General features: G+C 40.8%; 27 protein-coding genes. 10 read left to right on the forward strand and 17 right to left on the reverse strand.

From position 1 onward, the window contains the following. Positions 1 to 81: 81 nt before the first annotated feature. On the forward strand, positions 82 to 1056 hold the full coding sequence (gene trhO / locus JKG64_RS19240) for an oxygen-dependent tRNA uridine(34) hydroxylase TrhO (RefSeq protein ID WP_210355895.1): 975 nt from the start codon (positions 82 to 84) through the stop codon (positions 1054 to 1056). Positions 1057 to 1094: 38 nt separating this feature from the next. Here trhO and trmB read toward each other — a convergent pair whose 3' ends face one another. Next, positions 1095 to 1742 (reverse strand): tRNA (guanosine(46)-N7)-methyltransferase TrmB, encoded by a 648-nt coding sequence (gene trmB, locus JKG64_RS19245; RefSeq protein WP_210355896.1) that lies wholly within the window; start codon positions 1740 to 1742, stop codon positions 1095 to 1097. Positions 1743 to 2158: 416 nt separating this feature from the next. Here trmB and fcl point away from each other — a divergent pair, with 416 nt between their 5' ends. Next, positions 2159 to 3088, forward strand: coding sequence for a GDP-L-fucose synthase (gene fcl, locus JKG64_RS19250; RefSeq protein ID WP_210355897.1), 930 nt, complete (start codon positions 2159 to 2161; stop codon positions 3086 to 3088). Here fcl and JKG64_RS19255 read toward each other — a convergent pair. The 3 genes from JKG64_RS19255 to JKG64_RS19265 form a co-directional block, all read right to left on the reverse strand. Further along, positions 3085 to 3618 (reverse strand): hypothetical protein, encoded by a 534-nt coding sequence (locus JKG64_RS19255; RefSeq protein WP_210355898.1) that lies wholly within the window; start codon positions 3616 to 3618, stop codon positions 3085 to 3087. The two genes, fcl and JKG64_RS19255, sit on opposite strands and share 4 nt — an antisense overlap. Before the next feature lie 181 nt (positions 3619 to 3799). Continuing rightward, on the reverse strand, positions 3800 to 4249 hold the full coding sequence (locus JKG64_RS19260; RefSeq protein ID WP_210355899.1) for a phage holin family protein: 450 nt from the start codon (positions 4247 to 4249) through the stop codon (positions 3800 to 3802). Between the two features lie 103 nt (positions 4250 to 4352). Beyond that, complete coding sequence (locus JKG64_RS19265) at positions 4353 to 4622, reverse strand: YtxH domain-containing protein (protein ID WP_210355900.1); 270 nt, start codon at positions 4620 to 4622, stop codon at positions 4353 to 4355. Between the two features lie 445 nt (positions 4623 to 5067). Between JKG64_RS19265 and JKG64_RS19270 the strand changes: the two genes are divergently transcribed. Then, positions 5068 to 6606 (forward strand): YifB family Mg chelatase-like AAA ATPase, encoded by a 1539-nt coding sequence (locus JKG64_RS19270; RefSeq protein WP_210355901.1) that lies wholly within the window; start codon positions 5068 to 5070, stop codon positions 6604 to 6606. A gap of 1 nt (position 6607) precedes the next feature. Here JKG64_RS19270 and JKG64_RS19275 read toward each other — a convergent pair whose 3' ends face one another. The 4 genes from JKG64_RS19275 to rsfS all read right to left on the reverse strand — a co-directional run bounded on the left by JKG64_RS19275 (position 6608) and on the right by rsfS (position 10441). Beyond that, positions 6608 to 7237, reverse strand: a complete 630-nt coding sequence (locus tag JKG64_RS19275; protein ID WP_210355902.1) for a rhomboid family intramembrane serine protease — start codon at positions 7235 to 7237, stop codon at positions 6608 to 6610. Between the two features lie 5 nt (positions 7238 to 7242). After that, on the reverse strand, positions 7243 to 7890 hold the full coding sequence (locus JKG64_RS19280; RefSeq protein ID WP_210355903.1) for a LutC/YkgG family protein: 648 nt from the start codon (positions 7888 to 7890) through the stop codon (positions 7243 to 7245). Positions 7891 to 7960: 70 nt separating this feature from the next. Next, positions 7961 to 10036, reverse strand: coding sequence for an ATP-dependent zinc metalloprotease FtsH (gene ftsH / locus JKG64_RS19285; protein ID WP_210355904.1), 2076 nt, complete (start codon positions 10034 to 10036; stop codon positions 7961 to 7963). 30 nt (positions 10037 to 10066) lie between these two features. Then, positions 10067 to 10441 carry a ribosome silencing factor gene (gene rsfS / locus JKG64_RS19290; RefSeq protein ID WP_210355905.1) on the reverse strand — a complete coding sequence of 125 codons (375 nt, stop codon included), beginning with the start codon at positions 10439 to 10441 and terminating at the stop codon, positions 10067 to 10069. Positions 10442 to 10488: 47 nt separating this feature from the next. Here rsfS and JKG64_RS19295 point away from each other — a divergent pair, with 47 nt between their 5' ends. The 4 genes from JKG64_RS19295 (at position 10489) to pfkA (ending at position 14762) form a co-directional block, all read left to right on the forward strand. Beyond that, the gene (locus JKG64_RS19295; protein WP_210355906.1) at positions 10489 to 11262 is read left to right on the forward strand and encodes a biotin--[acetyl-CoA-carboxylase] ligase; all 774 of its coding nucleotides are present in this window, start codon (positions 10489 to 10491) and stop codon (positions 11260 to 11262) included. 112 nt (positions 11263 to 11374) lie between these two features. Next, positions 11375 to 11824 (forward strand): protein-disulfide reductase DsbD domain-containing protein, encoded by a 450-nt coding sequence (locus JKG64_RS19300; RefSeq protein WP_210355907.1) that lies wholly within the window; start codon positions 11375 to 11377, stop codon positions 11822 to 11824. 81 nt (positions 11825 to 11905) lie between these two features. Further along, positions 11906 to 13624, forward strand: coding sequence for a protein-disulfide reductase DsbD family protein (locus JKG64_RS19305; RefSeq protein ID WP_210355908.1), 1719 nt, complete (start codon positions 11906 to 11908; stop codon positions 13622 to 13624). A gap of 163 nt (positions 13625 to 13787) precedes the next feature. Next, a complete protein-coding gene (gene pfkA / locus JKG64_RS19310) occupies positions 13788 to 14762 on the forward strand; it encodes a 6-phosphofructokinase (RefSeq protein ID WP_210355909.1) in 975 nt (324 codons plus the stop codon). Positions 14763 to 14804: 42 nt separating this feature from the next. On the opposite strand, the gene JKG64_RS19315 is transcribed toward pfkA, so the two are convergent. The 3 genes from JKG64_RS19315 to JKG64_RS19325 all read right to left on the reverse strand — a co-directional run bounded on the left by JKG64_RS19315 (position 14805) and on the right by JKG64_RS19325 (position 18018). Continuing rightward, positions 14805 to 16061, reverse strand: coding sequence for a metallophosphoesterase (locus JKG64_RS19315; RefSeq protein WP_210355910.1), 1257 nt, complete (start codon positions 16059 to 16061; stop codon positions 14805 to 14807). An 8-nt stretch (positions 16062 to 16069) separates the two neighbouring features. Continuing rightward, complete coding sequence (hemH, locus tag JKG64_RS19320; protein ID WP_210355911.1) at positions 16070 to 17098, reverse strand: ferrochelatase; 1029 nt, start codon at positions 17096 to 17098, stop codon at positions 16070 to 16072. Positions 17099 to 17169: 71 nt separating this feature from the next. After that, a complete protein-coding gene (locus JKG64_RS19325; RefSeq protein ID WP_210355912.1) occupies positions 17170 to 18018 on the reverse strand; it encodes a 4-hydroxy-3-methylbut-2-enyl diphosphate reductase in 849 nt (282 codons plus the stop codon). A 193-nt stretch (positions 18019 to 18211) separates the two neighbouring features. Between JKG64_RS19325 and JKG64_RS19330 the strand changes: the two genes are divergently transcribed. Beyond that, complete coding sequence (locus JKG64_RS19330; protein ID WP_210355913.1) at positions 18212 to 18631, forward strand: nucleoside-diphosphate kinase; 420 nt, start codon at positions 18212 to 18214, stop codon at positions 18629 to 18631. A 59-nt stretch (positions 18632 to 18690) separates the two neighbouring features. Here JKG64_RS19330 and ybeY read toward each other — a convergent pair whose 3' ends face one another. Both ybeY and ruvX read right to left on the reverse strand, forming a co-directional pair. Beyond that, entirely contained in the window at positions 18691 to 19125 is a 435-nt protein-coding gene (ybeY, locus tag JKG64_RS19335) for an rRNA maturation RNase YbeY (RefSeq protein ID WP_210355914.1), read from the reverse strand. Positions 19126 to 19128: 3 nt separating this feature from the next. Continuing rightward, positions 19129 to 19542, reverse strand: coding sequence for a Holliday junction resolvase RuvX (ruvX, locus tag JKG64_RS19340; RefSeq protein ID WP_210356143.1), 414 nt, complete (start codon positions 19540 to 19542; stop codon positions 19129 to 19131). A 254-nt stretch (positions 19543 to 19796) separates the two neighbouring features. Between ruvX and def the strand changes: the two genes are divergently transcribed. After that, a complete protein-coding gene (gene def / locus JKG64_RS19345) occupies positions 19797 to 20519 on the forward strand; it encodes a peptide deformylase (RefSeq protein ID WP_210355915.1) in 723 nt (240 codons plus the stop codon). An 18-nt stretch (positions 20520 to 20537) separates the two neighbouring features. On the opposite strand, the gene JKG64_RS19350 is transcribed toward def, so the two are convergent. From JKG64_RS19350 to JKG64_RS19365, 4 genes are all read right to left on the reverse strand, one after another. Beyond that, positions 20538 to 21575: a glutaminyl-peptide cyclotransferase gene (locus JKG64_RS19350; protein WP_210355916.1), complete on the reverse strand. Its 1038-nt coding sequence runs from the start codon at positions 21573 to 21575 to the stop codon at positions 20538 to 20540. A 38-nt stretch (positions 21576 to 21613) separates the two neighbouring features. Continuing rightward, entirely contained in the window at positions 21614 to 21967 is a 354-nt protein-coding gene (locus JKG64_RS19355; protein WP_210355917.1) for a YraN family protein, read from the reverse strand. Positions 21968 to 22038: 71 nt separating this feature from the next. Next, positions 22039 to 24033 (reverse strand): DNA primase, encoded by a 1995-nt coding sequence (dnaG, locus tag JKG64_RS19360; RefSeq protein ID WP_210355918.1) that lies wholly within the window; start codon positions 24031 to 24033, stop codon positions 22039 to 22041. 31 nt (positions 24034 to 24064) lie between these two features. Then, positions 24065 to 24262, reverse strand: a complete 198-nt coding sequence (locus JKG64_RS19365) for a PLDc N-terminal domain-containing protein (RefSeq protein ID WP_210355919.1) — start codon at positions 24260 to 24262, stop codon at positions 24065 to 24067. 185 nt (positions 24263 to 24447) lie between these two features. Here JKG64_RS19365 and JKG64_RS19370 point away from each other — a divergent pair, with 185 nt between their 5' ends. Further along, positions 24448 to 25833 (forward strand): nucleotide sugar dehydrogenase, encoded by a 1386-nt coding sequence (locus JKG64_RS19370; RefSeq protein ID WP_210355920.1) that lies wholly within the window; start codon positions 24448 to 24450, stop codon positions 25831 to 25833. Positions 25834 to 25869 lie beyond the last annotated feature (36 nt).

Below are 25869 nucleotides of genomic sequence, written 5' to 3' on the forward strand. Positions count from 1 at the left end.
TTTTTTGGTTTCTCCGATTTAGTTAACTTTGCATAATTAATTCAAACATTAAACGCCGTTTGCAGCGGTATCAATGCACATATGACAAAATATCAAACATTGCTGTACTACTGTTACAGCCCTATCGAAAATGCGGAGCAATTTGCTTCAGATCACCTCGAATTTTGTAAATCACTCCATCTAGTAGGTCGTATCATTGTTGCGGATGAAGGTCTCAATGGCACCGTATCAGGCTCTCCTGAGGCTTGTAAAGCCTATATGGATGCCATATATGCGGATGGAAGATTCAATCATACAGAGTTTAAAATAGATGATGTCGATGAACCATCATTTATCAAAATGCACTGTCGCTACAAACCAGAGATTGTCCATTCGGGATTACGTGACCCCAAAGAAATAGATCCAAACCAACAGACAGGAATTCATTTGGAACCACAAGACTTTATGGAGATGAAGGACCGCGAGGATGTCGTTGTTCTTGACGTGCGTTCAAACTATGAGCATAATGTAGGGAAATTCAAAAATGCCATCACTTTGGACATTGAAAATTTCCGGGAGTTTCCAGAGAAAATAAAAGAGCTTGAACAATATAAAGGCAAGAAAATCCTAACCTATTGTACAGGTGGTATAAAATGCGAAAAAGCATCTGCCCTACTATTAAAGGAAGGTTTTGAAGATGTATATCAATTGCATGGCGGTATCATAAAGTATGGAAAAGAAGCCGGCGGAAAGGACTTTGAAGGAAAGTGTTATGTCTTTGACAACCGGGTTACCGTTGAAGTGAACTCAACTAATCCTGTGGTCATCTCTACCTGCAAAAACTGTGGGACGACTACACCAAAGATGATCAACTGTGCCAACCCAACCTGTAATGAGCACTTCACACAATGTGATGCCTGTGGTGAGAAACTAGATGGCTGCTGTTCAGAAGCCTGTATGGAAAGCCCTAATAAAAGAGAGTATGATGGAACGGGATACTATGTAAAAATCCCGCAACCTGTAAACATAGAGAAGATATCTAAGCGCAAACACAAGAATTTTGCTCCAAAAATATAGATAATAAAAGCCTTAGGAAATCCTAAGGCTTTTATTATTTAGAACTTCCATTCTACGTAATTGATGCTCTTATCGACCGCCAAATACTTTCTTTCATAGTATGTTTTTATAGAAAGAACCTCATCAACCAGGTCAGACTTATACAGGTCCGTTGTTTCTTTGATTACAGGAAGATTTTGTAAAGCAATCTGCTCTCTAGTATAACCATAAAAGAAGTCGCTATCTGTTTTTAGATGCATAAGCCCATCTTCCTTCAAGATAATCTTATACCGTTCTAAAAACACAGGATTGGTCAAGCGCTTCTTCTCCCGGCTATCTTGTGGTTGCGGATCGGGAAAAGTGATCCAAATCTCTGAAACTTCATCAGCTTCAAAGAATTCCAAAATGGTTTCAATCTGTATACGTAGAAATCCTACATTCTCTATCCCTTCTTCCAATGCGGTCTTCGCCCCTCTCCAAATGCGGTTTCCTTTATAATCTATTCCAATAAAGTTAGTCTCAGGAAAGAACTTCGCTAAATTCACCGTATATTCTCCTTTTCCACAGGCCAGTTCAAGTATTAATGGTTTGTCATTACCAAAAAATTTGGTAGACCATTTCCCTTTATACTCCTTGCCAGCGTCCAACTGTACTACGTTTTTAAAAGTCGCAACCTCAGCGAATTTTCTCAATTTATCCTTACCCATAACAAATATTAAGTCGCAAAAATAATCTTATATTTTCATATGTATATAATTATTTATAAAAGTGTTGGTTTTCAATTGTATAAATGAGCTCGCTTCACTCGGTTTGTTTTTTAATTGTCATTAACTTGTTCCGATATATCGGAATGAAATGTCCAGATTATCTTCGATGAAACCTTCGGAATTATTTTCATTCGTGTTTGTGTCTTGCAATCATGGACATTTCTCTATAAAAATATAATTGGATGTGAGGCGTTACAAAATTCAATTTCGCCTGTAAATAACGAGGTCAGTTCATGAACTAATTACATTTACTCATCGCTATGACAACGCTGCAACGTGGATATCTTTATTAAACACTATTATATTGCGTACAATTTTGAATTTATGTAGGTTTGCACTAATTCAATACTTTGGACGTGGAAAAAGAAGCTAAAATCTACGTAGCCGGCCATAGAGGTATGGTTGGATCTGCGATATATGAGAAATTAAAACAAGAAGGATACACCAATATTGTGACACGAACATCTAAAGAACTGGATCTTCGTAATCAACACGATGTAGCAGCCTTTTTTGAAGCCGAGAAACCGGAATATGTTTTTTTGGCTGCGGCAAAGGTAGGTGGTATCATAGCGAACAACACGTACAGAGCAGATTTTATCTATGAAAATATTGCTATTCAAAGTAATGTCATCCATCAAGCACATGTTCAGCAGGTCAAGAAATTATTGTTTTTAGGTTCTTCCTGTATATACCCTAAGCTTGCGCCACAACCTCTCAAAGAAGACTATCTATTGACTGGCACATTAGAACCTACTAATGAACCTTATGCCATAGCAAAAATTGCAGGTATAAAAATGTGTGAGGCCTATAGAAGTCAATATGGTGACAATTTTATCTCGGTCATGCCGACCAATCTATATGGTTATAATGACAATTACCATCCGGAAAATTCACACGTGCTCCCTGCCTTGATCCGTAGATTTCATGAGGCCAAGGTTAATAAAGTCCCTGAAGTAACTATATGGGGAACGGGTTCTCCTTTACGTGAGTTTTTATTTTCAACAGATTTGGCAGAAGCCTGTGTCTTTTTGATGAATAACTACGATGAGGAACAATTCATTAACATCGGTGTAGGAGAAGACATTAGTATCAAGGATCTCGCTCTATTGATAAAAACAATTATTGGTTACGAGGGTGCGTTAAATTTTGACAGTAACAAGCCGGACGGCACCCCGCGAAAACTAATGGATGTCAGCAAATTACATGCTTTAGGATGGAAACATAGTATCGATCTAGAAGAAGGTATCCGTCTAGCTTATGCAGATTTTATAGCGAAACACTGTTAATAGGTTTCGCTATCTGGTGGAATCCCGAAATTCACCGTATCGTTATTTTCAATATCTTCCAACGGAGCAACTTCTTTATGCTTCTTTTTGGATTTCTTTGGTCTAACGAATTTGGTAAGCTTAGCCATCAGTGAACTGACTTTACCCTGTGTAACCTGTGCTACAGCACTATCTGAGGCAAGTAGTACGATTGCTTTTTTAAGCCATCCAGAGTTCTTAAGAAAGGTTCTATTCAGCACCAAAGGCAGTCCGAGCTGTAGTGCACGTGCCAACCAATCACTTTGATTAGCGGCCCCTTCTACCTTAGCTCCCCCTCCACTGCCGAAGGCAGAGAAAATACCCTTTACAAAATCAACCCCCGGGATACTTGAAGTAATACTATTTATAAATCGGGCCGGTGCTTCGACTTTATGCTTAAGAAGCTGATACTGGTCGCCCAAGTACTCTTCCTGTTCCCTTTTGAGTTGATTCAAACGGACAATCTCTAACCGAAGGTCTCCTATATTTTTAATTTTTGATTTCACCTGCATATTATTGTCTTCGATGATCCACCAGCTGGCAGATCGGTTTGTCTTTTAATCGCCATTAACTTGTTCCGATTCTCGGGATGGAATGTCCAGATTATATGATACACGCCTCGTTGCAAATGGTGTGCATGCTACTTCGCGGTCATGCATGTTTCTGTTTTGCAATCACGGACATTGCATCTTCTTATGTCGTTTTATTGTCCGATTGTGTATTCTGTCCCTCAAAAGTATTGGCTCCTTCATAAGTGTCCTTACTTTGCTGAGTTTCTTCAAAAAACTCCTCGTCTTCTTGCCATTTACCCAAAACCCGGCGAATGGTTAAATCCATAAACTTGGCTTCCAACTTCGGTTCAAAAGCCCTAATAATAAGAAGTATAACAAAGAAAATAGCCCCTGTGAGCAAAAACCCCAGTGCATTACTACCCAAAAGCTCTCCAAGAAAAAAACCAAGTGCTAGTGATAGAAAAAAAACAACGATTAAAGTAAGAAGCAGTTTGGTTGCGTCAAGGACAAGTGTTCCGATAACGCGTCCCATCCTGGCTATAGTTTTTAACTTCAGCAGCTCTACCTGTGTATCGATATATTCTTTAGCCTTTTGAAAACTCCCAGAAAATGAAAATTTTTGATCACTCATTGGATTGTGTTTTATTTAAATGCCTATGAAGTACAGCGTCGGTAGACACTGCACCCCATAAACTATTGTAAATATTAAGTTTTGGATTATCATTTAATCCAAATTATGCATGTTCTTCTATTTCCTCATCAACGAATGTCTCTGCATTTGAAACCTTCGATTTGACCATCGCTAAAACTTTTTCTTTAAAATCATTAAGCTGATCAAGCTGTTCTTCGGCGCGCTCTTTTAGTGCATCTCCGAGATCCGCTAATGACTCATTTATTTTCTCTCTCGTCTCTGTTCCTTTTTCGGGCGCAAATAAGACTCCTAGTACTGCTCCTGCTGCTAATCCAGCAAGTAATGCTGCTACAACTTTACCGCTATCTTTCATATATACTTAATTTGATTTTCAATTGCCATATGGAATATCCAAACCGAGTGTAACGAGATCACGAAGTAATTTCATTTCTTCGTGTCTGTGTAGATTCTGCTACATGGATATTTCATATATACTTAATTTGTTTTTATTTATTACATGGATACTCGTGGTTGTTTGTGTTTCGTTTTAAACACGAGTATCTCCAATACCCTTATTTCCTACTATCATTATATGCTCCAATCCCTCAGGACGGAATACGGATGGTTATCTCCATAAAAGAATACCACACTATATTAGTTAAACAATAAAAAGACCAAATCGTTTAAAATAAATAATTCTGATGTATCTTTCTTCCTATAATATACCATATTTATCAGAAAACAGCAAAAACAAGTCCAAACTACCGTCTCTCATTAACATATTTTATCTATCTTTAGAATAACCAATTCTAAAAATTATGCTCGTAAAAACCTTTAGCAGTGCAGTTTACGGTATAGAATCCACGACTATATCTGTGGAAGTAAATGTTTCCACAGGGACAAAATATTATATCGTAGGGCTTCCGGATAATGCCATCAAAGAAAGTCTACAACGCATTGAAAGCGCCATATTGTCAATTGGATACCGTATGCCAAGACAGAAAATCGTTGTCAATTTGGCACCCGCAGATATCAGGAAAGAAGGGTCTGCATATGACTTGGCAATAGCTATAGGTATTCTAGCTGCATCTGGGCAGATTCTGGAAACACAGCTGTCGGACTATTTAATACTGGGTGAGCTATCATTAGATGGCAACGTGCAACCTGTAAAAGGCCTCTTGCCAATTGCCATTCAAGCTAGAAAAGACGGATTCAAAGGAATCATCTTACCGCAGTCCAATGCTGCTGAGGCAGCTGTGGTTGGAGATATCAAGATACTCGGTATAGATTCCTTGCAACAGGTGGTAGACTTTTTTAATGAAAAAACGGAACTGGTTCAGACCTCGAGGTCTACAAATAGCGATACTACAACGATCCCCTTCAATCATGAACTGGACTTTGCTGATGTGAAGGGACAGCAAAATATCAAACGTGCACTGGAAATTGCAGCGGCAGGGGGACACAACATTATCCTTATCGGCCCACCCGGATCGGGCAAAACAATGCTTGCCAAACGACTTCCCAGTATACTGCCGCCTTTAACATTTGAAGAGGCATTAGAAACGACCAAGATACACTCGGTCTCAGGCAATCTATCCCGAAAAGAATCGCTCATGAACACACGGCCTTTTCGCGCTCCACATCATACAATCTCTGATATTGCACTCGTAGGAGGCGGTAGCAGTCCTCAACCGGGAGAAATATCACTAGCCCATAATGGGGTGCTTTTCCTAGATGAGTTACCCGAATTCAAACGGACGGTGCTTGAGGTGATGCGCCAACCGCTTGAATCGAGAAGTATAACGATATCCCGGGCTCGATTTACAGTAGACTATCCCGCCAGCTTCATGCTTGTGGCAGCCATGAACCCTTGCCCCTGTGGCTATTACAACCACCCAGAAAAGGATTGCCTCTGCGGTTCATTGGTTGTACAGCGCTACCTGAGCAAAATTTCGGGACCGCTACTGGATCGAATTGACCTACACATAGAAGTTACTCCTGTTGAGTTTAACGAATTGACGGAACGACATGACACAGAGAAAAGCGATACCATACGACAACGGGTAATACAGGCTAGGCATATCCAAGAACAGCGATTTGCAAAAGAAAAAGATGTACACTGTAATGCACAGATGTCCGCAAAGTATGTACAAGACCTATGTCTGCTGGACCAATCGGGCAAAAAGCTTCTTAAGAGCGCCATGGAACGATTGAATCTATCAGCCAGAGCTTATGACCGCATACTCAAAGTAGCGCGCACGATAGCCGATATGGAACAGGAAGAACACATCCTAAACCAACATCTAGCAGAAGCCATACAATTTCGGAACCTAGATAGACAAAGTTGGCTGGGGTAGTTTAAAACTGATCGATAAAGTGTCTAAAAATCCAGGGATAGAATAGAATGGTAATCAATATTCCAGACAGTGCTCCAAACAGGTGGGCATCATGGTTGATCCGGTCGTTGGAGTTCTTGGATGCCCAGATACAATATCCGATATAAAGCACTGCAAATAAATAGGCCGGCATAGGGATAATCATAAATATACCAAGCATGGCCTTGGGCTGAAAAAGAATATAACCAAAGAGGGCCGCTGATATTGCTCCAGAGGCACCCAAACTGTAATACCCAGGATTATTTTTCTGCTGTACGATAGTAGGAATATCACTCAGTACTAGGCTCACTAAATACAAAATGGCAAAATATAAATGTCCAATATCACCGCTTACCTGTACAAAAAAACGCTCCAATGCAAAACCAAAGTAGTAGAAGGTGATCATATTAAATAATAGATGTCCCCAATCTGCATGAATGATTCCGCTGGTGAATACGGTGTACCACTTGCTCTTGTCCCGGTGTATACTATAAGGGTGTAGCATCATCGAACCATATAACTGTGGATTAGAAAATGCGTATATACTAGTCGCTATCGTAATGGCAAAAAAAACAGACGCTACCGGTGTATTTAAAATATATTCTTGAATCATTAGTTTTAGAATCTATCTTCGATTAAAAAAACGTAGAGCTCTTTCGGACCATGCGCTCCTAACACGAGCTTTTTTTCTATATCAGCGGTTCGGCTTGGTCCCGTTATCGTGGTTACCATCGAAGGCAGATAAGTCGGATAACGGTCTTTTAGCTGTGTTATCGCATGACGTATATCCATTACCAATTGTGATGCCTTAGCCAATACGATATGCACCGGCGGATAAATACTGAGACGGCGCCCTCCTTCATTGGCATTAGAAATCATCACACTACCATTTCTAGCAATCAATGCTTCACAGGCAGTAATCCCCACTTCAGCCTGTTCAAAATCCCTATCCGTAGCGAGGTAAGGGAAGCCATAGTGTTTCAGTAATACATTTACGGATGGTTCCCAAGCGTATATCTTTGTTACCCCTAGCTCTTCGACAAGGCCGATTAAATTTTCTATAACTGAAATTTCACCGTCACAATAAATAAATTTCCCGCCTATATCGGTCAACTCACGGGCAAAAGTAACATCTAGCGATTCTTCCTCATCTTTATACAACGCGGAATCTTCAAAGTCTGGATGTGGGTTATCACGCTTCTGAAGAAGAGCTTGTCGTATCTTCTTGAGCATCTTTTCTTTTGCTGTGGTATTTCTAATATTCATTCGTAAGGATGTAATGAGTACGATATGGATAGGTTAAAGATAAAAATAGAGGGGGTTAGCCCTCTATTTTTTATACATTATCTTCATTCAATTTTTCCGATGGTTCAGAATTTTGAGTTTCTTCTGGTATCGGTGGAATTGGCAATTCTGTCTGTGGAACTCCTCCTCCATCAGCACCACCATTGACAAACTCGTCATAGGTTGTACGATTAGAGAACGGGCGTTTTCCCAAAATTTCCTCTAAATCCGCTTGGAAGAGAATTTCCTTTTCCAATAACTTTTCAGCAATACGGATTAATCCTTCTTGGTTATCCAACAACAATTGTCTGGTGCGTTCGTAGACAGCAGATACCAATACACGTACTTCCTCATCAATCAACTCTGCAGTCTGATCCGAATAAGGTTTCTGGAACTGAGATTCGCCAGAACTATCTCTAAAGGATACGTTTCCGACTTTATGGTTCATTCCATAAACCGCTGTCATCGCGTAAGCCAATTTTGTGATACGCTCTAAATCATTCTGCGCTCCTGTACTGATACGACCAAAAGTAATATCCTCAGCGACACGGCCTCCCATAGTCATACACATACTATCCAGCAATTGCTCTGTCGTATATAGGAACTGCTCTTTGGGTAGGTATTGCGCATAACCTAAAGCTGCTACTCCACGTGGTACAATAGAAACCTTGACCAATGGATCGGCATGCTCTAAGAACCATCCTGCTATAGCGTGACCTGCCTCATGGTAGGCAACAATTTTCTTTTCTTCTGGAGAGATGATCTTGTTCTTTTTCTCCAATCCACCGATTACGCGATCGATCGCATCTTGGAAATCCTGCATTTCGATGGCACGCTTATTCTTACGTGCAGCTATCAATGCGGCCTCATTACAAACGTTTGCAATCTCGGCACCGGCAAATCCTGGAGTCTGTGCAGATAATTTCTTTGCATCGACTTCTTCTGCCAGCTTCAATGGTTTAAGGTGTACATTAAATATCTGCTCACGACCTATCAAATCGGGCTTATCAATGGAAATCTGTCTATCAAAGCGTCCTGGTCTCAATAAAGCGGAGTCCAATACATCTAAACGGTTGGTCGCTGCAAGGATGATAACCCCTACATTCGTTCCAAATCCATCCATCTCTACCAATAACTGGTTCAATGTATTTTCACGCTCATCATTCCCTCCCATTACAGAGTTTTTGCCACGTGCTCTACCTATTGCATCAATCTCATCGATAAATATGATACAAGGCGCTTTTTCTTTTGCCTGTTTGAACAAATCACGTACACGAGAAGCCCCTACCCCTACAAACATCTCGACAAAGTCAGAACCTGACAACGAGAAGAAAGGAACCTGTGCTTCACCAGCAACGGCTTTCGCTAACAAGGTCTTACCTGTTCCCGGAGGGCCTACCAATAAAGCTCCTTTTGGAATCTTTCCTCCTAAGTCCGTATATTTCTTTGGATTTTTCAAGAAGTCAACAATCTCCATTACCTCTGTCTTGGCTTCTTCTAAGCCCGCAACATCATTGAAGGTAATATTGATTTGTGATTCTTTATCAAAAAGCTGTGCTTTTGATTTACCGATGTTGAATATCTGTCCGCCACCACCGGCACCACCTCCGCCCATGCGTCGCATAAGAAACATCCATAATGCTACAATGATGATCAATGGCAGGATAAAGGAGATAAAAAATCCTCCCCAAGCGTTGGAACGCTCTTCCCATTTAGCTGACAATTTCGGTGTACCTTCTGGTAAATCCTTTTGGGATTCGACCAGTTTTTGGTTTAATATCTCCGCAGATCCTTCTGTAAATACATATTGGGGGCCTTTGTTTGCAGAGAAACTTAAGCTATTCCCTGAGGGCACCAAATCTTTATATTTGGGATCATTCTTCAGCTTATCACTTTTGATATAGACCTCTACCTCGACAATACTACCCTTATTAAATGCTACTAATTCATCAACATCTCCGGTAAGGAGCATGTTTTTCTCAAAGTTCTCGTAAGTAGTTTTCTCTGCACTCTCGCTATTATACAAAAAGTTTAACGCAATAAAACCTAATATCATGGCGATGTAAAGCCACATCATATTAAATTTAGGAGGAGTTGGAGTTATTTTTTTACTTGGAATTTTCTTCATTACAATATTACGTGTCTTTAGAATTTCTTTTTATGCACTCTGGTAGGATTCTGATTTTGCATCTCCCCAAAGGTCTTCTATACGATAGCGGCTTCTAGTATCTGTCTTGAATATGTGAACAACGACGTCTACAAAATCAAGCAAAATCCACTCTCCATTTCCTTGCCCTTCCTTATGCCATGGGTTTTGACCAAAAGCCTTAAATACTTCCTCTTCTACACTTTGTGCTATCGCATTTACCTGGACATTACTATCGGCATGGCAGATTACAAAATAATCAGAAATAGTAGCATTGACATCCCGCATATCCAACTTGACAATCTCATTACCTTTCTTCTCTTGCATCCCCAATACGACAACCTCTGCCAATTTGTTGGATAATTCTGAATTTTTCTTTATACTCATTAAGAAATGTTATAGTTTTACTCAAAAACTTTAAAATCTTTTATCTTTTGCAAAATAATACATTTTTTGGACATTATCAGCCCCTGTCTATAATTGTTTTGGAGTCGACAGCTTCTACAAATGATTATTCAAAACAATTATTGACAAATTTCAAGCCACAGATAGGTTTTACTGCCATTATGGCAAAACACCAATCCGCTGGTCGGGGCCAAAGAGGGACGTCCTGGTTGGCGACTGCGAATACCAACATGACTGCAAGCTTCATTTATACTCCTGAAGATCTTCCTATTACAAACCAATTTGCAGTGGCCGTACATGCTAGCCTAGCAGTATATGATGTACTCAAAGAAATTCTCCAAAAAGACATCTATATTAAATGGCCTAACGACATTATCGTAGGAAAGAGAAAAATTGCAGGTATTCTTATCGAAAACAAATTGTCGGGACATTTCATCAAGACAGTTATTGCTGGCATTGGCCTTAATGTATATCAAAAAGAATTTGCGTCAGAGATAGCGCATAAGACCACCTCATTAGTCCTAGAGAACCCTACAATCGACTTGAGCATTTTCGATCTGGTTAAAAGAATACAAAAGCGCTTACAGGAGTCTCGTCATATATTGCAAGAAGATGGCTTCATGGCTCACCTTAAGCTTTATAATGAAAGACTTTTCTTAAAAGATACTAACGCGCGCTTTACAGTGAACGGCAACTCCATCGAAGGCTGTATACAAGGTGTAGAAAGTGATGGACATCTTATCATCCGACACAAGGAGGAGATCAAAAAGTATGATTTAAAAGAGCTCGCTTATCAGTTATAACAAAAAATTTACTTGCTCATACGGTAATAATAAATGTACCTTAGCGTTAAACTTTATGACCTTGAAGATAGTCATAGAAGCAAATACAAGTTATAGAAGAATTAGATTTATTATGAAAAAAATTAGCTTACTAATCGCTGCTGTCTTAATGACAGTCACTTGTGCTCTAGCACAAATCCACCAACCTGTAAAATGGTCTGTGGCACACAAAAAATTAAATAAAAACGAAGCCGTAATCTACGTCAAAGCTACAATTCAGAACGGTTGGAACATCTACTCTCAAAATGTTGCTGATGGAGGTCCAATCCCGACATCTTTCAAATTCGATACATCTAAAGAGTATACTTTAAATGGAAAGACTGCAGAACCTACAGCTAAAACAAAATACGAAGAGGTTTTCAAAATGAACGTACCTTACTTCACAAATGAAGTTGTATTCCAGCAAAAAGTTAAATTGACTAAAGGTACAGCTACTGTTAAAGGTACTGTAGAATGGCAAGCATGTGACAAGTCACAGTGTCTTCCTCCAGACGAATATAACTTTGCTGTTACTGTAAAATAGATTTTACACAACCAAGATAGAGAAGGCAGTATTTTACTGCCTTTTTTTATACTTTTATAATTCAACAATTTTTTCAACTTTATGAAGACTTATCTGTTTTCTTTTTTACTTTCCATTTTCTTTGCGACTACACTTGTAGCTTCTACGCAAGACTCGTTGGTGTCCTTCGATGATGTTACATTTACAGATGGTAGCGTCACAGACAGCACCCAGGGAGCGGAAGTACCTGATGACCTGGTTTTCTCTGATGGACAGGATACCGGTAGTGCACAGGTCGACAGCACTGCGACCGTAGATGCTACGGCTGCTGTAACTACTGATGGTGCCGCTGCAGACGATAAGTCGATGTGGGGTATCTTTATCGCCGGTCTTTTGGGTGGTTTTGCGGCATTCTTTATGCCCTGTATCTTTCCAATGGTACCGCTTACGGTGAGTTTCTTTACCAAGAAATCAGGAACGCGTTCCAAGGCGATATCACAGGCCTTCTTATACGGTATCTTTATCATTGTGATCTATGTTGCACTGGGTATGTTGATCACCATTGCCTTTGGACCAGAAGCACTGAACGAGCTGTCTACAAACGGTATCTTTAACTTCTTCTTCTTCCTACTTTTGGTGGTTTTTGCGGCATCATTCCTTGGCGCCTTCGAGATAACTCTTCCGAGTTCATTTGTCAACAAGATCGATGCACAGTCGGACAAGGGCGGATTGATCGGTCTGTTCTTTATGTCGGCCAGTCTGGCGGTGGTTTCTTTCTCCTGTACGGGACCGATCATCGGTACGTTATTGGTAGAAGCGGCCACAAGAGGTGAGCGTCTTGGACCTGCAATAGGTATGCTGGGCTTTTCCATTGCCTTAGCAGTTCCTTTCGTATTGTTCGCGATGTTCCCTTCGATGTTGAAATCTATGCCTAAATCGGGTGGCTGGTTAAACAGTGTAAAGGTGGTACTGGGATTCCTGGAGCTGGCCCTTGCACTTAAGTTCCTTTCCAACGTGGATCTGGCCTACAACTGGAACTTCCTGGACCGCGAGGTATACCTGGCGTTATGGATCGTGATATTCGGACTTTTGGGATTATACCTGATCGGCAAGATCCAGTTTTCCCACGATAGCCCGTTACAGTTCCTTTCTATTCCACGTACGATGATTGCCATTCTGGTATTCTCCTTTGTGGTGTATATGGTACCCGGACTGTGGGGAGCGCCATTGAAAGCGATATCGGCATTTCTTCCTCCTATAGGAACACAGGACTTTGACCTGAACAACCTGGCTCTGAGCGGAGGTGGTCCGGCGGCACATACTGGAGGCGCAGATGCCAACAGCCGTAAGCACTACACCTATTTCCATAGCAAGTCGACGATCAAAGGATTGGACCCTTACTACGATTACGATGAAGCGTTGGCAGCAGCTAAAGCGCAGAAGAAACCATTATTGGTCGATTTTACGGGCTGGAACTGTGTCAACTGTCGTAAGATGGAAGCGGAGGTATGGAGCAGTCCAAAAATTCGGGCGATGCTGAACAACGAGTTTATCCTTGTAGAGCTTTACGTTGATGATAAGGTCTTGGATCTTCCGGAAAGTGAGCACTATGTTTCGAAACAGACAGGTAAGAAGATCAATACGGTAAGTAAGCGCAATGCGGACTTCCAGATCAGTAAGTTCCAGAGTAACTCGCAACCTTTGTACGCACTTTTGGACAATGAAGGTGAGCTATTGGTACCTACCAGTGGTGCAATCTATGATATCGAAAAGTATGGAGCATTCCTACAGTCTGGTATAGACGCATTCAAAGCGAAGTAAATCAAACATACTTTTAATGTAAAAATAACAACATTTGACAACAAATGTTGTTATTTTTGTATAATATAGACTTCAATAGCGAAGCATATCAGTATACGAATGTATTGGAGTGCAACTCACATTTATTTTGCACTTGAAAATAAATTTATCTAGGTTTGAACATATGAGTGAAATTAAGAATATAGCTGTTTTAACATCGGGAGGTGATTCTCCAGGCATGAATGCTGCAATACGTGCTGTAATTCGGGCAGGTATATATCATGGGGCTAACATGTTTGGAGTCCGCCGTGGTTATGATGGATTGGTCAATGGAGAAATAATCCCTATGGATGCCAAATCAGTGGCAAATATTATCCAACGGGGGGGCACTATCCTGAAAACAGCGCGAAGTGAAGAGTTTAAATCAGTCGAAGGACGTAAAAAAGCTTACGACAATATAAAAAAACTGGGCATAAATGGCTTGGTGGTTATTGGTGGCGATGGTACTTTTACGGGGGCATCCAAATTTATTGAAGAATTTGATATTCCGATCGTAGGTATCCCCGGTACAATCGACAATGACTTGGCTGGAACTGATTTTACGATCGGGTATGACACCGCGATCAATACCGTTGTCGATGCTGTAGATAAGATTAGAGACACCGCAGAATCCCATGACCGACTGTTTGTTGTCGAGGTAATGGGCCGTGACTCCGGGCTTATCGCACTTCGTTCCGGGATCAGTACAGGGGCAGAGGCAGTTCTGATTCCAGAATTAACGGTAGACTACCAAGCGATCATGAAACGCCTTGACCAAACACGGAAAAACAAGTCTTCCCGAATTATTATCGTTGCTGAAGGGGACGATGAAGGAGGCTTGGTCGTCGCGGAAAAAATAAAAGAAAGCTTCCCTCACTATGATGTTCGGGTATCTATCCTAGGACATATCCAACGTGGCGGAAAACCATCTTGTATGGACCGCGTACTAGCCAGTAGACTAGGTGTAGCTGCTGTCGAAGGCTTACTGGAAGGACGCCGTGGAGAGATGGCCGGGTTGATCTGTGGACAGATTCAATTTACTCCATTCGGAAAAGCGATAAAACATATTGATAAAATCAACGACAACCTCACTCGGATTGTAGAGATTCTATCGCACTAATACGAATAAAGCCTGTGGATATCCACAGGCTTTATTCGTATATTATGAAGTTACCAATTCAAAAATGGTGATCTCAGGCAGTATGCCCACTCTACCGGGATAGCCCAAGAAACCATAGCCTGTATTAACATAAAGTTTCTTAGGACCTTCTTGGTATAGACCTGCCCATTCTTTATATATATATTTCGCGGGACTCCATTGAAAGTGCTCTCCCCTAACTCCAAACTGCATACCATGTGTATGCCCTGCAAACATAACGTCTACGTCTGTATCGAGCACCTGAGCTCGCCAATGCGATGGATCATGTGACAATAGCAATTTGACTGCTTTGTCTTCCGTGCCCATCAATGCTTTACTCAAATCACCTTTTTTAGGAAAACGTCCTGTCCCCCAGTTCTGTACACCAACAATGGAAAGTTCTTCATTATCCACTTTGATCACTCTATTTTCGTCCATCAGGAGATCCCAGCCCATTACCTTATGGACATCGATGATGTCTTTTAAGTTTTTACGCTTTGCCGGACTGTCTTCCTTACCGTAATAATAATCACCGTAATCATGATTTCCAAGCGTAGAATAAACCCCGAATTCGGCATGTAGCTTGGAAAAAATATCCTGGTAGTCTCTCATCTCTGAAGCCACATTATTTACCAAATCACCTGTAAAAAAGATCGCATCCGGCTTTTCACCAAGCAACATCTCCACACCGCCTAATACCGCTTTCTGGTTGTAGAAAGAGCCAGAATGCACATCCGAAATTTGAGCTATTTTAAAGCCGTGAAAAGCCTTTGGAAGATTTGGTAGTACTAAGCGCTGCCGTCTGATACGATAATCATAAGCACTGGATATAACACCCCAAGCTAAGGGAAAGATTGGCAAAGACGCAACTACGACTCCCGATTTGAGTAAAAAATCAGATCGGCTAATGCCGTTTTTCGCTTTTTCGGGAAGTGGCTTTTCTAACTCTTCAACCCGCTCCTCCAATGTCTTTCCTTTTCTAGATGTAAAAAGCCTAGACACCCAGACGCCCCCTCTCCGAATATCATCAATCAGCAATACAACAACGTATATAAACTTACTAACGGCAGTCATGAAAAAGGCAACCAGTATAATAGAGCGGTACATCAACGGAATGTTGAACTTGAAAGCAATCATTACTCCCGCCAAGAGGCTAATCGAGTAAAACCACCAAGCGACAGCAAACCATTTCTTCTTTACAAAGGATATTTTAGTGGCGCGGAGTGCGAAAAATATGTAAAAATCTAATACGAATAAAAAAATAGCGTTGAAAATCAACATAGTTTATATCAATTTGAGAGTACAAGCTTCTTAAGGGAATTAATCCATCTCGGATTATCGTTAAGGCTCTCGACCATAGCAACTTCTTCTCCCCCTAATGCTTTAAATTCATCAGCATACTCGACCTGTATCTCATCCAGTGTCTCGATACAGTCTGCGACGAAAGCAGGACTAAATACCAAAAGTTTTTTCACTCCCTTTTGAGCCAGATCATGCAATACATCAGAGGTATAAGGTTGTATCCAAGGTGTCTTCCCTAGTCTAGATTGGAAACAAACTGTAAATTTATCCGGCGAAAGGCCCAATTTTGTTGTAATAGCCCGAGTTGTTGCATAACATTGCGACAAGTAACAAAATGAATTAAGTTCTACCTTACAGGTATCGCAACCACCATCTGGGCAATGCAATTCTCCTGAAGGATCGACCTTACCCAATTGGCGTACAGGAAGTCCATGATAACTGAACAAAATATGATCAAATTCCTCTATAGGGTGCTTTCTGCCATTCTCCGCAAATACAGCTACCATATCTTCATCTTGACAATAACTATTCACAAAAGATACACTGGGTATATATTGCCATTTACGCATAACCTCCATTACTTTCTCAATTACCGAGCCAGTAGTCGCGGATGCATATTGCGGAAACAAAGGCACAACCTTAATAGAATCCAATAACATTCCCTCCATCTTTTGCAGGGCTGCTTCGATTGATGGATTTTGATAACGCATAGCTAGCTCCACATGATATTCATCGCCTAACTGCTCTTGAAGCATTTCCTTCTGCAGTAGACTATAGTACATCAATGGTGAACCTGTACTCTCATCCCATATGGTTTTATAGGTGGCAGCAGATTGTGCCGATCGTTGAGGCACGATGATGCCTTTCACAAGTAAGGTTCGACTCCAGTACGGAATATCCATTACTCGTCCATCCATCAAAAATTCGGTAAGGTATCTTTTTACTTCAGCGGTAGCAGGTGCATCGGGTGTACCTAACTGTACCAACAAAACACCTTTTTTAGCCTTTTTGTTCATTAAGACAAAATTATACAAAAAAATAGATTAAGCTGTGGGAATCGGTCTAATATGAAAATCACATGACCTACCTATAGGTTTTCGAGCGTAGTTTTTATCTCCTTCATTAGCCACATTGGGGTAGAAGTCGCACCACAGATACCTATAGCTTCGCCTTCTTTAAACAAAGAAATATCCAACTCTTCAACTTCAGATATAAAATAGGAATTCGGATTAGCAGCTTTACAAACGTCATAAAGAACTTTTCCATTAGAAGATTTCTTGCCGGAGACAAAAACGACACGGTCGTACTGTTTTGCGAAATCTCCTAAATCTTCATATCGATTAGAAACCTGACGGCAAATGGTATCATTAGCTTTTACTTCGTACCCCCGCTCAATAAGTTCCTTCTTTATAGCGTAAAACTTGTCTACGCTTTTGGTCGTCTGGCTGTATAATGTAAAAGAGGGCGGTAAATCGATATTATCCAGCTCATCTATATCCTGAAAAACAAGAGCTTCGTTGTTTGTCTGCCCCTGTAAGCCGATAACCTCCGCATGGCCATGCTTGCCAAATATCAATATCTTCTCAGAATCATCGTAGGAGGTCTTGATCCGATTTTGAAGCTTAAGGACCACAGGACAGGACGCATCTATTAGTGTAATATTATTTTCTAATGCAATACGATAAGTCTCGGGGGCCTCACCATGGGCCCGGATCAAAACTTTTTCATTCTGCAGATTAGGCAAAGCGTCATGGTTGATAATACGAAGACCTTTGGCTCGTAATCTCGCAACTTCTTCATCATTATGTACGATATCTCCCAAACAATAAAGGTATCCTTCTTCTTCCAGAATCTCTTCGGCCATATCGATGGCATATACCACACCGAAACAAAAGCCTGAATCTTTATCAATCGTAACCTGCAGATTTTTTGACATGACACAAAGTTAAGTATTAGTATTTAGTATTTAGACATTAGTAGTTAGTATTTAGACATTAGTAGTTAGTATTTAGATATTCGTATTGAGATGTGAGATATCAGAGACAAGTATTTAGGATATTTCATCTTTTATTTTTGCTCTTTAATCTTTGCTCTTTTCCTAGTATCTTTGCAAAAAATTTATAATTACAATGGCAACAAACAGAACATTTACGATGATTAAGCCAGATGCGGTAGCAAATGGACATATCGGAGCTATTTTAAATGACATTATTGCAGGTGGCTTCAAAATCGTCGCAATGAAATACATTAAGCTTTCAAAAGAAACTGCAGGTGAGTTTTATGCTGTTCATAAAGAGAGACCTTTTTATGGAGAGTTAGTTGATTTTATGACTTCAGGTTCTATTGTAGCTGCAATTCTAGAAAAAGACAACGCAGTAGAAGATTTCCGTACGTTGATCGGTGCAACAAATCCAGCAGATGCTGCTGAAGGAACGATCCGTAATAAATATGCTAAATCTATCGATGCAAATGCTATTCACGGTTCAGATTCTGACGAGAATGCTCAAATCGAAGGAAACTTCTTCTTCTCACAATTCGAAAGATTTTAATCGAATCATCTCGATTACAGAACGGGGCGAAAATGAAAAATTTTCGCCCCGTTTTTTATTTAGAAATCCCGTTTCTGTAGATACTCGTTTTCCTTTGCTGTCATACGCTCCTTTTCTTCTTTCTTCTTATCAAGATAGCCACATAGATGCATGACACCATGTATAATCACCCGATGGAGCTCATCCCGCTCCAGCACTTTAAACTTGGATGCGTTTTCACGTACCCGTTCTATCGAAATAAAAATATCTCCCGCAATCACTTCCTCATCTTCTGAAGAGTCGAAGGTCACAATATCCGTATAGGTATCGTGGTTGAGGTACTCTTTGTTGATATCCAACAAATATTCGTCTGAGCAGAAAATAAAATTCAACTCACTTACTCTTTTAAAACCTTCTGCCTGAATTGCTGCATGAATCCATTCACGCACCTTTGCCTTTTCCTTCAGCGTGTACTCTATGTCTTCCGAGAAAAAGGAAATATCTTTTAATGCCATACACTAGTATTTTTGAGTGTCCATATATGTCTGTAAAATTAGCGTAGCTGAGATGGTATCAACCAGTCCCTTGTCCCGCCTTTTGTTTTTCTTGATTCCGCTTTGTAAAATAGCCTGAGATGCTATCTTAGAGGTAAATCGCTCATCAACCTCTACGACAGGGATATCAGGGTATTCCCGTTGTAAGCGCCGAACAAAGCCGACCACATGATGTGCTGACTCTGACGCTGTACCGTCCGTCTGCAATGGCTTGCCGACCACAAAGGTCTCTACCGCTTCCCGCTGCAGATAATCCTTGAGAAAGTCCCATATCTTTTCGGGATGAACCGTATCCATCGCTGTAGCTATGATCTGTAACGGATCCGAAACCGCAATTCCAATCCGCTTAGTCCCATAATCAAATGCCATCAATCGCATATTTTTTTTTCTGAAGTGCCCGTTTCCAAATACTGTCATCGACTTTCATTCCTATCGATAATCTAATAGCTTCCTAAAAGTCTTTTTGGCAAAGGTACAATTAGATTCCGATTTTGTTTAAAAACTTTAATGATTCTGTCAATCCACAAGAGTGCAATGGATAGCTGTAGACTAGGTCGTCTATTAAAAATAAGAAACGAAAAGCACCTTAGGACAGTTCCAGAAAAAAAGTGTAGATTTAGCTTCTTTATAGCATGAAATCAAAAACTATAAATACGGTAATCCTGTACTTAACGATTACATCGGCTACGCCGCTGTTTTCACAAGTGGCCATACACTCAACAATGGAAGACAATCAAATGGAAAATTCTAAAATCAAGGGCTTTAACAAATCAGAAAAAAGCATCATTCTCTCAGGCCAGACGGATAGTAAACTCCATATTTACCAGACAACAAACGAAAAAGAGTTGGCTACTCTAAAAAGCAAATCATCGGATATAGACCCTACAGATCCGCTGCTACCGATTCTAGAGGCGCGTATGTTATTAACCGTTCAGGATCCTAATCATTCGGGAGTGGGTATTGCAGCTCCTCAGATAGGCATCAATAGAAATTTGATTTGGGTACAGCGCTTTGATAAGGCTGAAGACCCTTTTGAATTTTATATCAATCCTAAAATAATCTGGAAATCAAAACTCACCCGCCTAGGGGCTGAAGGATGTCTTTCTATCCCCGACCGTAAGGAAGATATACAGCGGAGCTATGCCATTCGTCTTCAATACCAGGATAAAAAAGGACAGATTATGGAAGAAAACATAGAGGGATTTACCGCAGTGATATTCCAACATGAGGTTGACCATTTATTGGGAATCCTTTATCCGGACCGTCTTGAAGAACAGACCTCAGCAGGTTATATAGAACTTAACGAGAAGACCCCGTTCTCTCTTCAGATCGATAAAAAAACGATACTACCTTAATACTGGTCGCCCCGCAGATTAACGGGCGACCAGTTTAATTTCAAAAAGTTTGCTCCACAACTTACCTGTTACAAACAGGCGCTTAGCTTGGTGGTCATACGCTATACCATTCAATTCGTTATCTACTGGTTTACGATTCTCATTGTACATCCCCACAAGATTAATTCGTCCCTCAACCGCTCCACTCTCTGGATTTATGATCACGATGACTTCTTGTTGGTACACATTTGCGTAGACCTTACCATCAATATATTCCAACTCGTTCAGCTGGCCGACAGCACCATTCTCGTCGTAGACTCCAATAGATGACTCTTCTGCTCCCGTAGTTTTATTAAGAAAATACAAGCGGTTGCTGCCATCCGATTTTATCATCTGCTTACCGTCATATGTCAGTCCCCAACCTTCTTTACTAGCTCCATAACTGAAAGAACCAACTTGCTGTAAGTTATCTTTACTATAAATGAAAGCAACATTTTCCATCCAGGTCAATAGGACAATCTTATCATCCACAATAGTCATCCCTTCTGCAAAATACTTATCATCCAACTTAATAGACTTCAAAGCCTTACCAGTCTGAAGGTCAATCTTTCTCAGTTGAGACTTTTCATATCTACCAGAAGATTCATACATTACACCATTCTGATATTGTAATCCCTGAGTAAAAGACTCCGAGTCGTGCGGAAAAGTATTGACCACCTCAAATCCGTAATTCTGCGCATTGGGTGGCAACACCATAACATTACTGTAAGCAATATCTTCTTTTCCTTCGACATACACTCTTGCAGACAATGAACGATCCCCTAAGCCATAGCCTTTAGTATCAAAGACGACAGAGCTGGTATCACGTTTAGTTTCAAACACATTACCGTCAATAGAATATACAACAGAATCTACCGCAACATTCGGAAAATTAAGTGTTAATTTAACCTGTTCGCCATAAGCAATGCGCTTCCCAGAGTCAGGATGCAGAAATTCTAGCTTACCTTTTTGCGTTTTACAGCCCACAACTGCAATTACTACTGCTATCAATAATCCTACTGCTGCTTTATTTTTCATCGTAATCTAATTACTTTAATAAGTTTATTCTTCACTTCTTAATTACTCCAAAAGGCATCTTTAATCAATTCAACCTCTTTAGTTTTTAGGTAGACCGATATAATATCGAATCGTATTTCTCCTTCAAAACGCTTAATCTTTATATAGGCCTCGGCCAACTTGATCAAATTGTTCCTCTTCTTCCAATCCACAAATTCTACCGGTTCCCCAAAAGCCGTATTTGTCCGACTTTTCACTTCAATAAAAACGAGAACATCGCCATCCATCGCTACTATATCAACTTCCCAATAACGATAGCGCCAATTTGTATCCAATAGATTATAGCCCAGCTTTTGGACAAAACCGAGAGCCAATTGCTCTCCATACTGACCCGATAATAAATGCTTCGCCATATCCTGGAAAAATCATTTCATAAACTTAGAAAAAATGCATCAAATTCGGTTATCCGTTCCGAAAAAAGGCATCACTTGACAATTGTGTTTCCCAATAGGTTACCCAATAACTGTTCGCCCTCTTTTAGCTTTTGATATTTATGCAATGCAATTTCCATATCTTCGGCACTCAGCGGTTGTTTGAGTTCCTCTCTAACCTTATGCATCTCCGAAGCAAACTTTCTCTTTTTAATCCGATAGATCGCCTGGATAACAAGCTCTTTCAGATGTTCAATCTCCTTCGTTATATAGATTTTGCGCTTATCATCATTCCAGTTAGGGCTCAGTTCATAGCGGGACGCAATACAATCTACAGCTAATTTTGATACATCATTGTCTTCATGCGCAATAAAAAACTTAGCTTCTGGCACTTCAAAACTCTCCGCCTGTTTCTTAAAAACAGCGACAATCTTAGCACTCGCACTATCGTCAAATGTCAGATCTTCGATACTGCCCAGCAAATAAGGGGCAACCGGGATATCTCCGTTTCCCTCCCAGCTTACCAACTCTCTCCCGTAATTTAACAGAATCCGAACAATCTCTCTTTCTTGTAATACCTCGGCCGTAATGACTTGCTCTACTCCCCCTTCAGGCATTCCTGCATCAGATCGCTCCTGCTCTGTCATAAAGAAATCCGGAGGAGGCATATCTCCTTCTGGACCGATCGACATATGAGACGGTGCCGATTTAGCACTACTTGCTTTCTTATCTTGTGCCTTTGCCTTATTGATTCGAATTTTGTTCAGCTCAGTCAGCAATACCCGCTCTTCGATATCCAGTAAAGAACTACACTGACGTATAAAGACGGACACTTTTATTTCATCGGGAATAAGCGCAATACTCTCCACCACATCCCGAATTACCTCAGCACGTTTTATGGGGTCATCCTTTGCATCCTTTAGCAGAATGTGCGTCTTGTAAAATATAAAATCCTCCTGATGTGCAGCGATATAGGCGATAAACGCTGCAGAACCAACCTGCTTAATATAAGAATCGGGATCATTCCCATCCGGGAAAAGAAGCACCTTTACATTCAATCCCTCTTCCAACAACATGTCAGTTCCCCGCAAAGAGGCCTTTATACCGGCGGCATCTCCGTCATAAAGGATCACAACGTTTTTCGTAAACCGGGAAATTAGCTTGATCTGCCCGGTAGTCAACGAGGTTCCTGACGAAGAAACAACATTCTCTACCCCAGCCTGATGCATTGCAATAACATCGGCATACCCTTCTACCAAATAGCACAGATCCGCATCCATCACCGCCTTTTTGGCGTGGTTTAATCCGTATAGGACATCGGATTTATGGTAAATTTCACTTTCTGGCGAGTTGACATATTTGGGCGTAGACTTTTCCGTCTTTAGCGTTCGACCGCCAAAACCAATGATACGGCCTGTCAGATTATGTATAGGAAAAATTACCCGTCCGCGGAACCGGTCATACAGACTCTTATCATCCCGTTCGATGGCAAGCCCTATATCGGATAGATAAGACTCCTGAAAGCCATCTTTTTTGGCGGCATCGACCAAAGCAGTCCATTGATCGGGAGAATATCCCAGATCAAACTTTTTGATGATGTCATCCCTGTACCCTCTTTCCTTAAAGTAAGACAGTGCTATCGATCTCCCAGAATCGGTCTCCCAAAGGTGTTGCTTAAAGAATTTGCCAGCCCATTGACTCAACACATACAGACTCTCGCGTTTATCCTGAGCCGCCATCTGTGCGGGACTACGCTCCACCTCTTCGATTTCAATACTGTATTTGCTGGCTAGATAACGAATTGCTTCAGGGTAGGAAAACTTTTCCAACTCCATTACAAACTTAAGAGAATCTCCCCCTGCCCCACAACCGAAGCACTTGTAAATGCCTTTAGCTACAGATACGTGAAAAGAAGGTGTTTTTTCATTATGAAACGGGCAATTTCCAATTAGCGAAGTTCCTCTCTTTTTGAGATCTACAAACTCTCCGACGACTTCCTCAATCCGTGCCGTATCTAATACCTTATCTATGGTTTCTTTCGTAATCAACTATCCTCCCTGTCTTAATATCCCGATAGAACTACTGCTCTACTTTTGCCTCATTCATAAATAGGTATACCAACCCTCCGAATACAGGAATAATTATAATTCCTAGCATCCAAAGAACTTTGGCTGTCTTCTTAACCTGCGCATTCATGAGGCACTTATAGAGCGCAAAGAGCGGTACAAGAACAATTACTGCCCCGAATAAATAGGTAAAAACCTCTTGTATATCCATACTCACCCTTTTTAGTCTTGTGTATTTCAAATTTAGAAATTAAAAATCAGATTCTCTTATAGTCAAGGTCAAGAGCATTAGATAAAGTTAAGAAGGTAAAAGGGGAAGAGGTGAATTAAGGATTTCACAACATTACAATTTCACAATAAATTAGCTATTTTTGTGCTTCTAAAACTTGCTGAGAGATGGCTTTTACAATAAAAAAAATATGTTGCATTGGTGCTGGTTATGTAGGTGGTCCGACGATGTCGGTCATCGCACAACAATGTCCTGATATACAGATCACACTTGTGGACATGAATACCGAACGGATTGCAGCCTGGAACAACCCAGATCTAGATCAACTCCCCATCTATGAACCTGGTCTATCCGATATTGTAGCCGAAGCCCGTGACCGAAATCTCTTCTTTTCTACCGATGTAGAAAAGGCAATCGAAGAAGCAGATATGATATTTATCTCCGTCAATACACCTACCAAAAACTATGGAAAAGGCAAGGGGATGGCTGCTGACCTCAAATATATTGAGCTCTGCGCAAGACAGATTGCTGATGTAGCTACCTCTGATAAGATTGTAGTCGAGAAATCCACACTCCCAGTACGCACAGCGGCAGCACTAAAGAGTATTTTACACAATACGGGATCTTCCGTAAACTTTCATATCCTATCCAACCCTGAATTTCTAGCAGAGGGAACAGCTGTACAGGACTTGCTAAATCCAGACCGCGTACTGATCGGCGGAGAGAACAAAGAAGCCATACAAGCACTGGTTGACATCTATGCGGGGTGGGTAGACAAAGACCGTATCCTAACAACCAACCTTTGGTCCTCGGAACTCTCTAAACTCACCGCCAACGCATTCCTTGCGCAGCGAGTATCCTCTATAAACTCGATCTCTGAGCTCTGCGAAAAAACAGGTGCGGATGTACAGGAGGTCGCTAAGGCTATTGGCATGGACACGCGAATAGGCTCCAAATTCCTCAAAGCATCGGTAGGTTTTGGAGGATCCTGCTTCCAAAAAGATATATTGAACCTAGTTTACATCGCTCGTTCTTATAACCTGCAAGAGGTAGCTGACTATTGGGAACAGGTCATTTTAATGAACGATCATCAGAAACAACGATTTGCAGATAATATTATTCAGACGCTCTTCAATACGGTAAACGGGAAGAAAATAGCGATCTTAGGATGGGCTTTCAAGAAAGACACCAATGACACAAGGGAATCAGCGGCCATCTATGTAGCGGATCACTTACTCAATGAACAGGCCGACATCCATGTATACGACCCTAAGGTACCTGCAGAAAAAGTATTCGTAGATTTAGAATACCTAAATAGTCGTCCTGATGCCGAAACAAGACGCTTGGCATCGGTAAGTGAAGATCCTTATGAGGCCTGTAAAGATGCTCATGCTATTGCGATATTGACGGAGTGGGACGAATTTAAAACCTACGATTGGGCAAGAATTAAACGCAGTATGAAAAGTCCTTCATTTATATTTGACGGTCGCAAACTATTGGAAAGAGCCCAGCTTGAGGAGCTTGGATTTGTGTATTATGCCATCGGCGAGTAGCGGAATCTCCATCTCCTATATAACGATTTAGCTTGC

Origin of the sequence: Sphingobacterium tabacisoli (assembly GCF_017908035.1) — a bacterium.
Classification (GTDB): domain Bacteria; phylum Bacteroidota; class Bacteroidia; order Sphingobacteriales; family Sphingobacteriaceae; genus Sphingobacterium; species Sphingobacterium tabacisoli.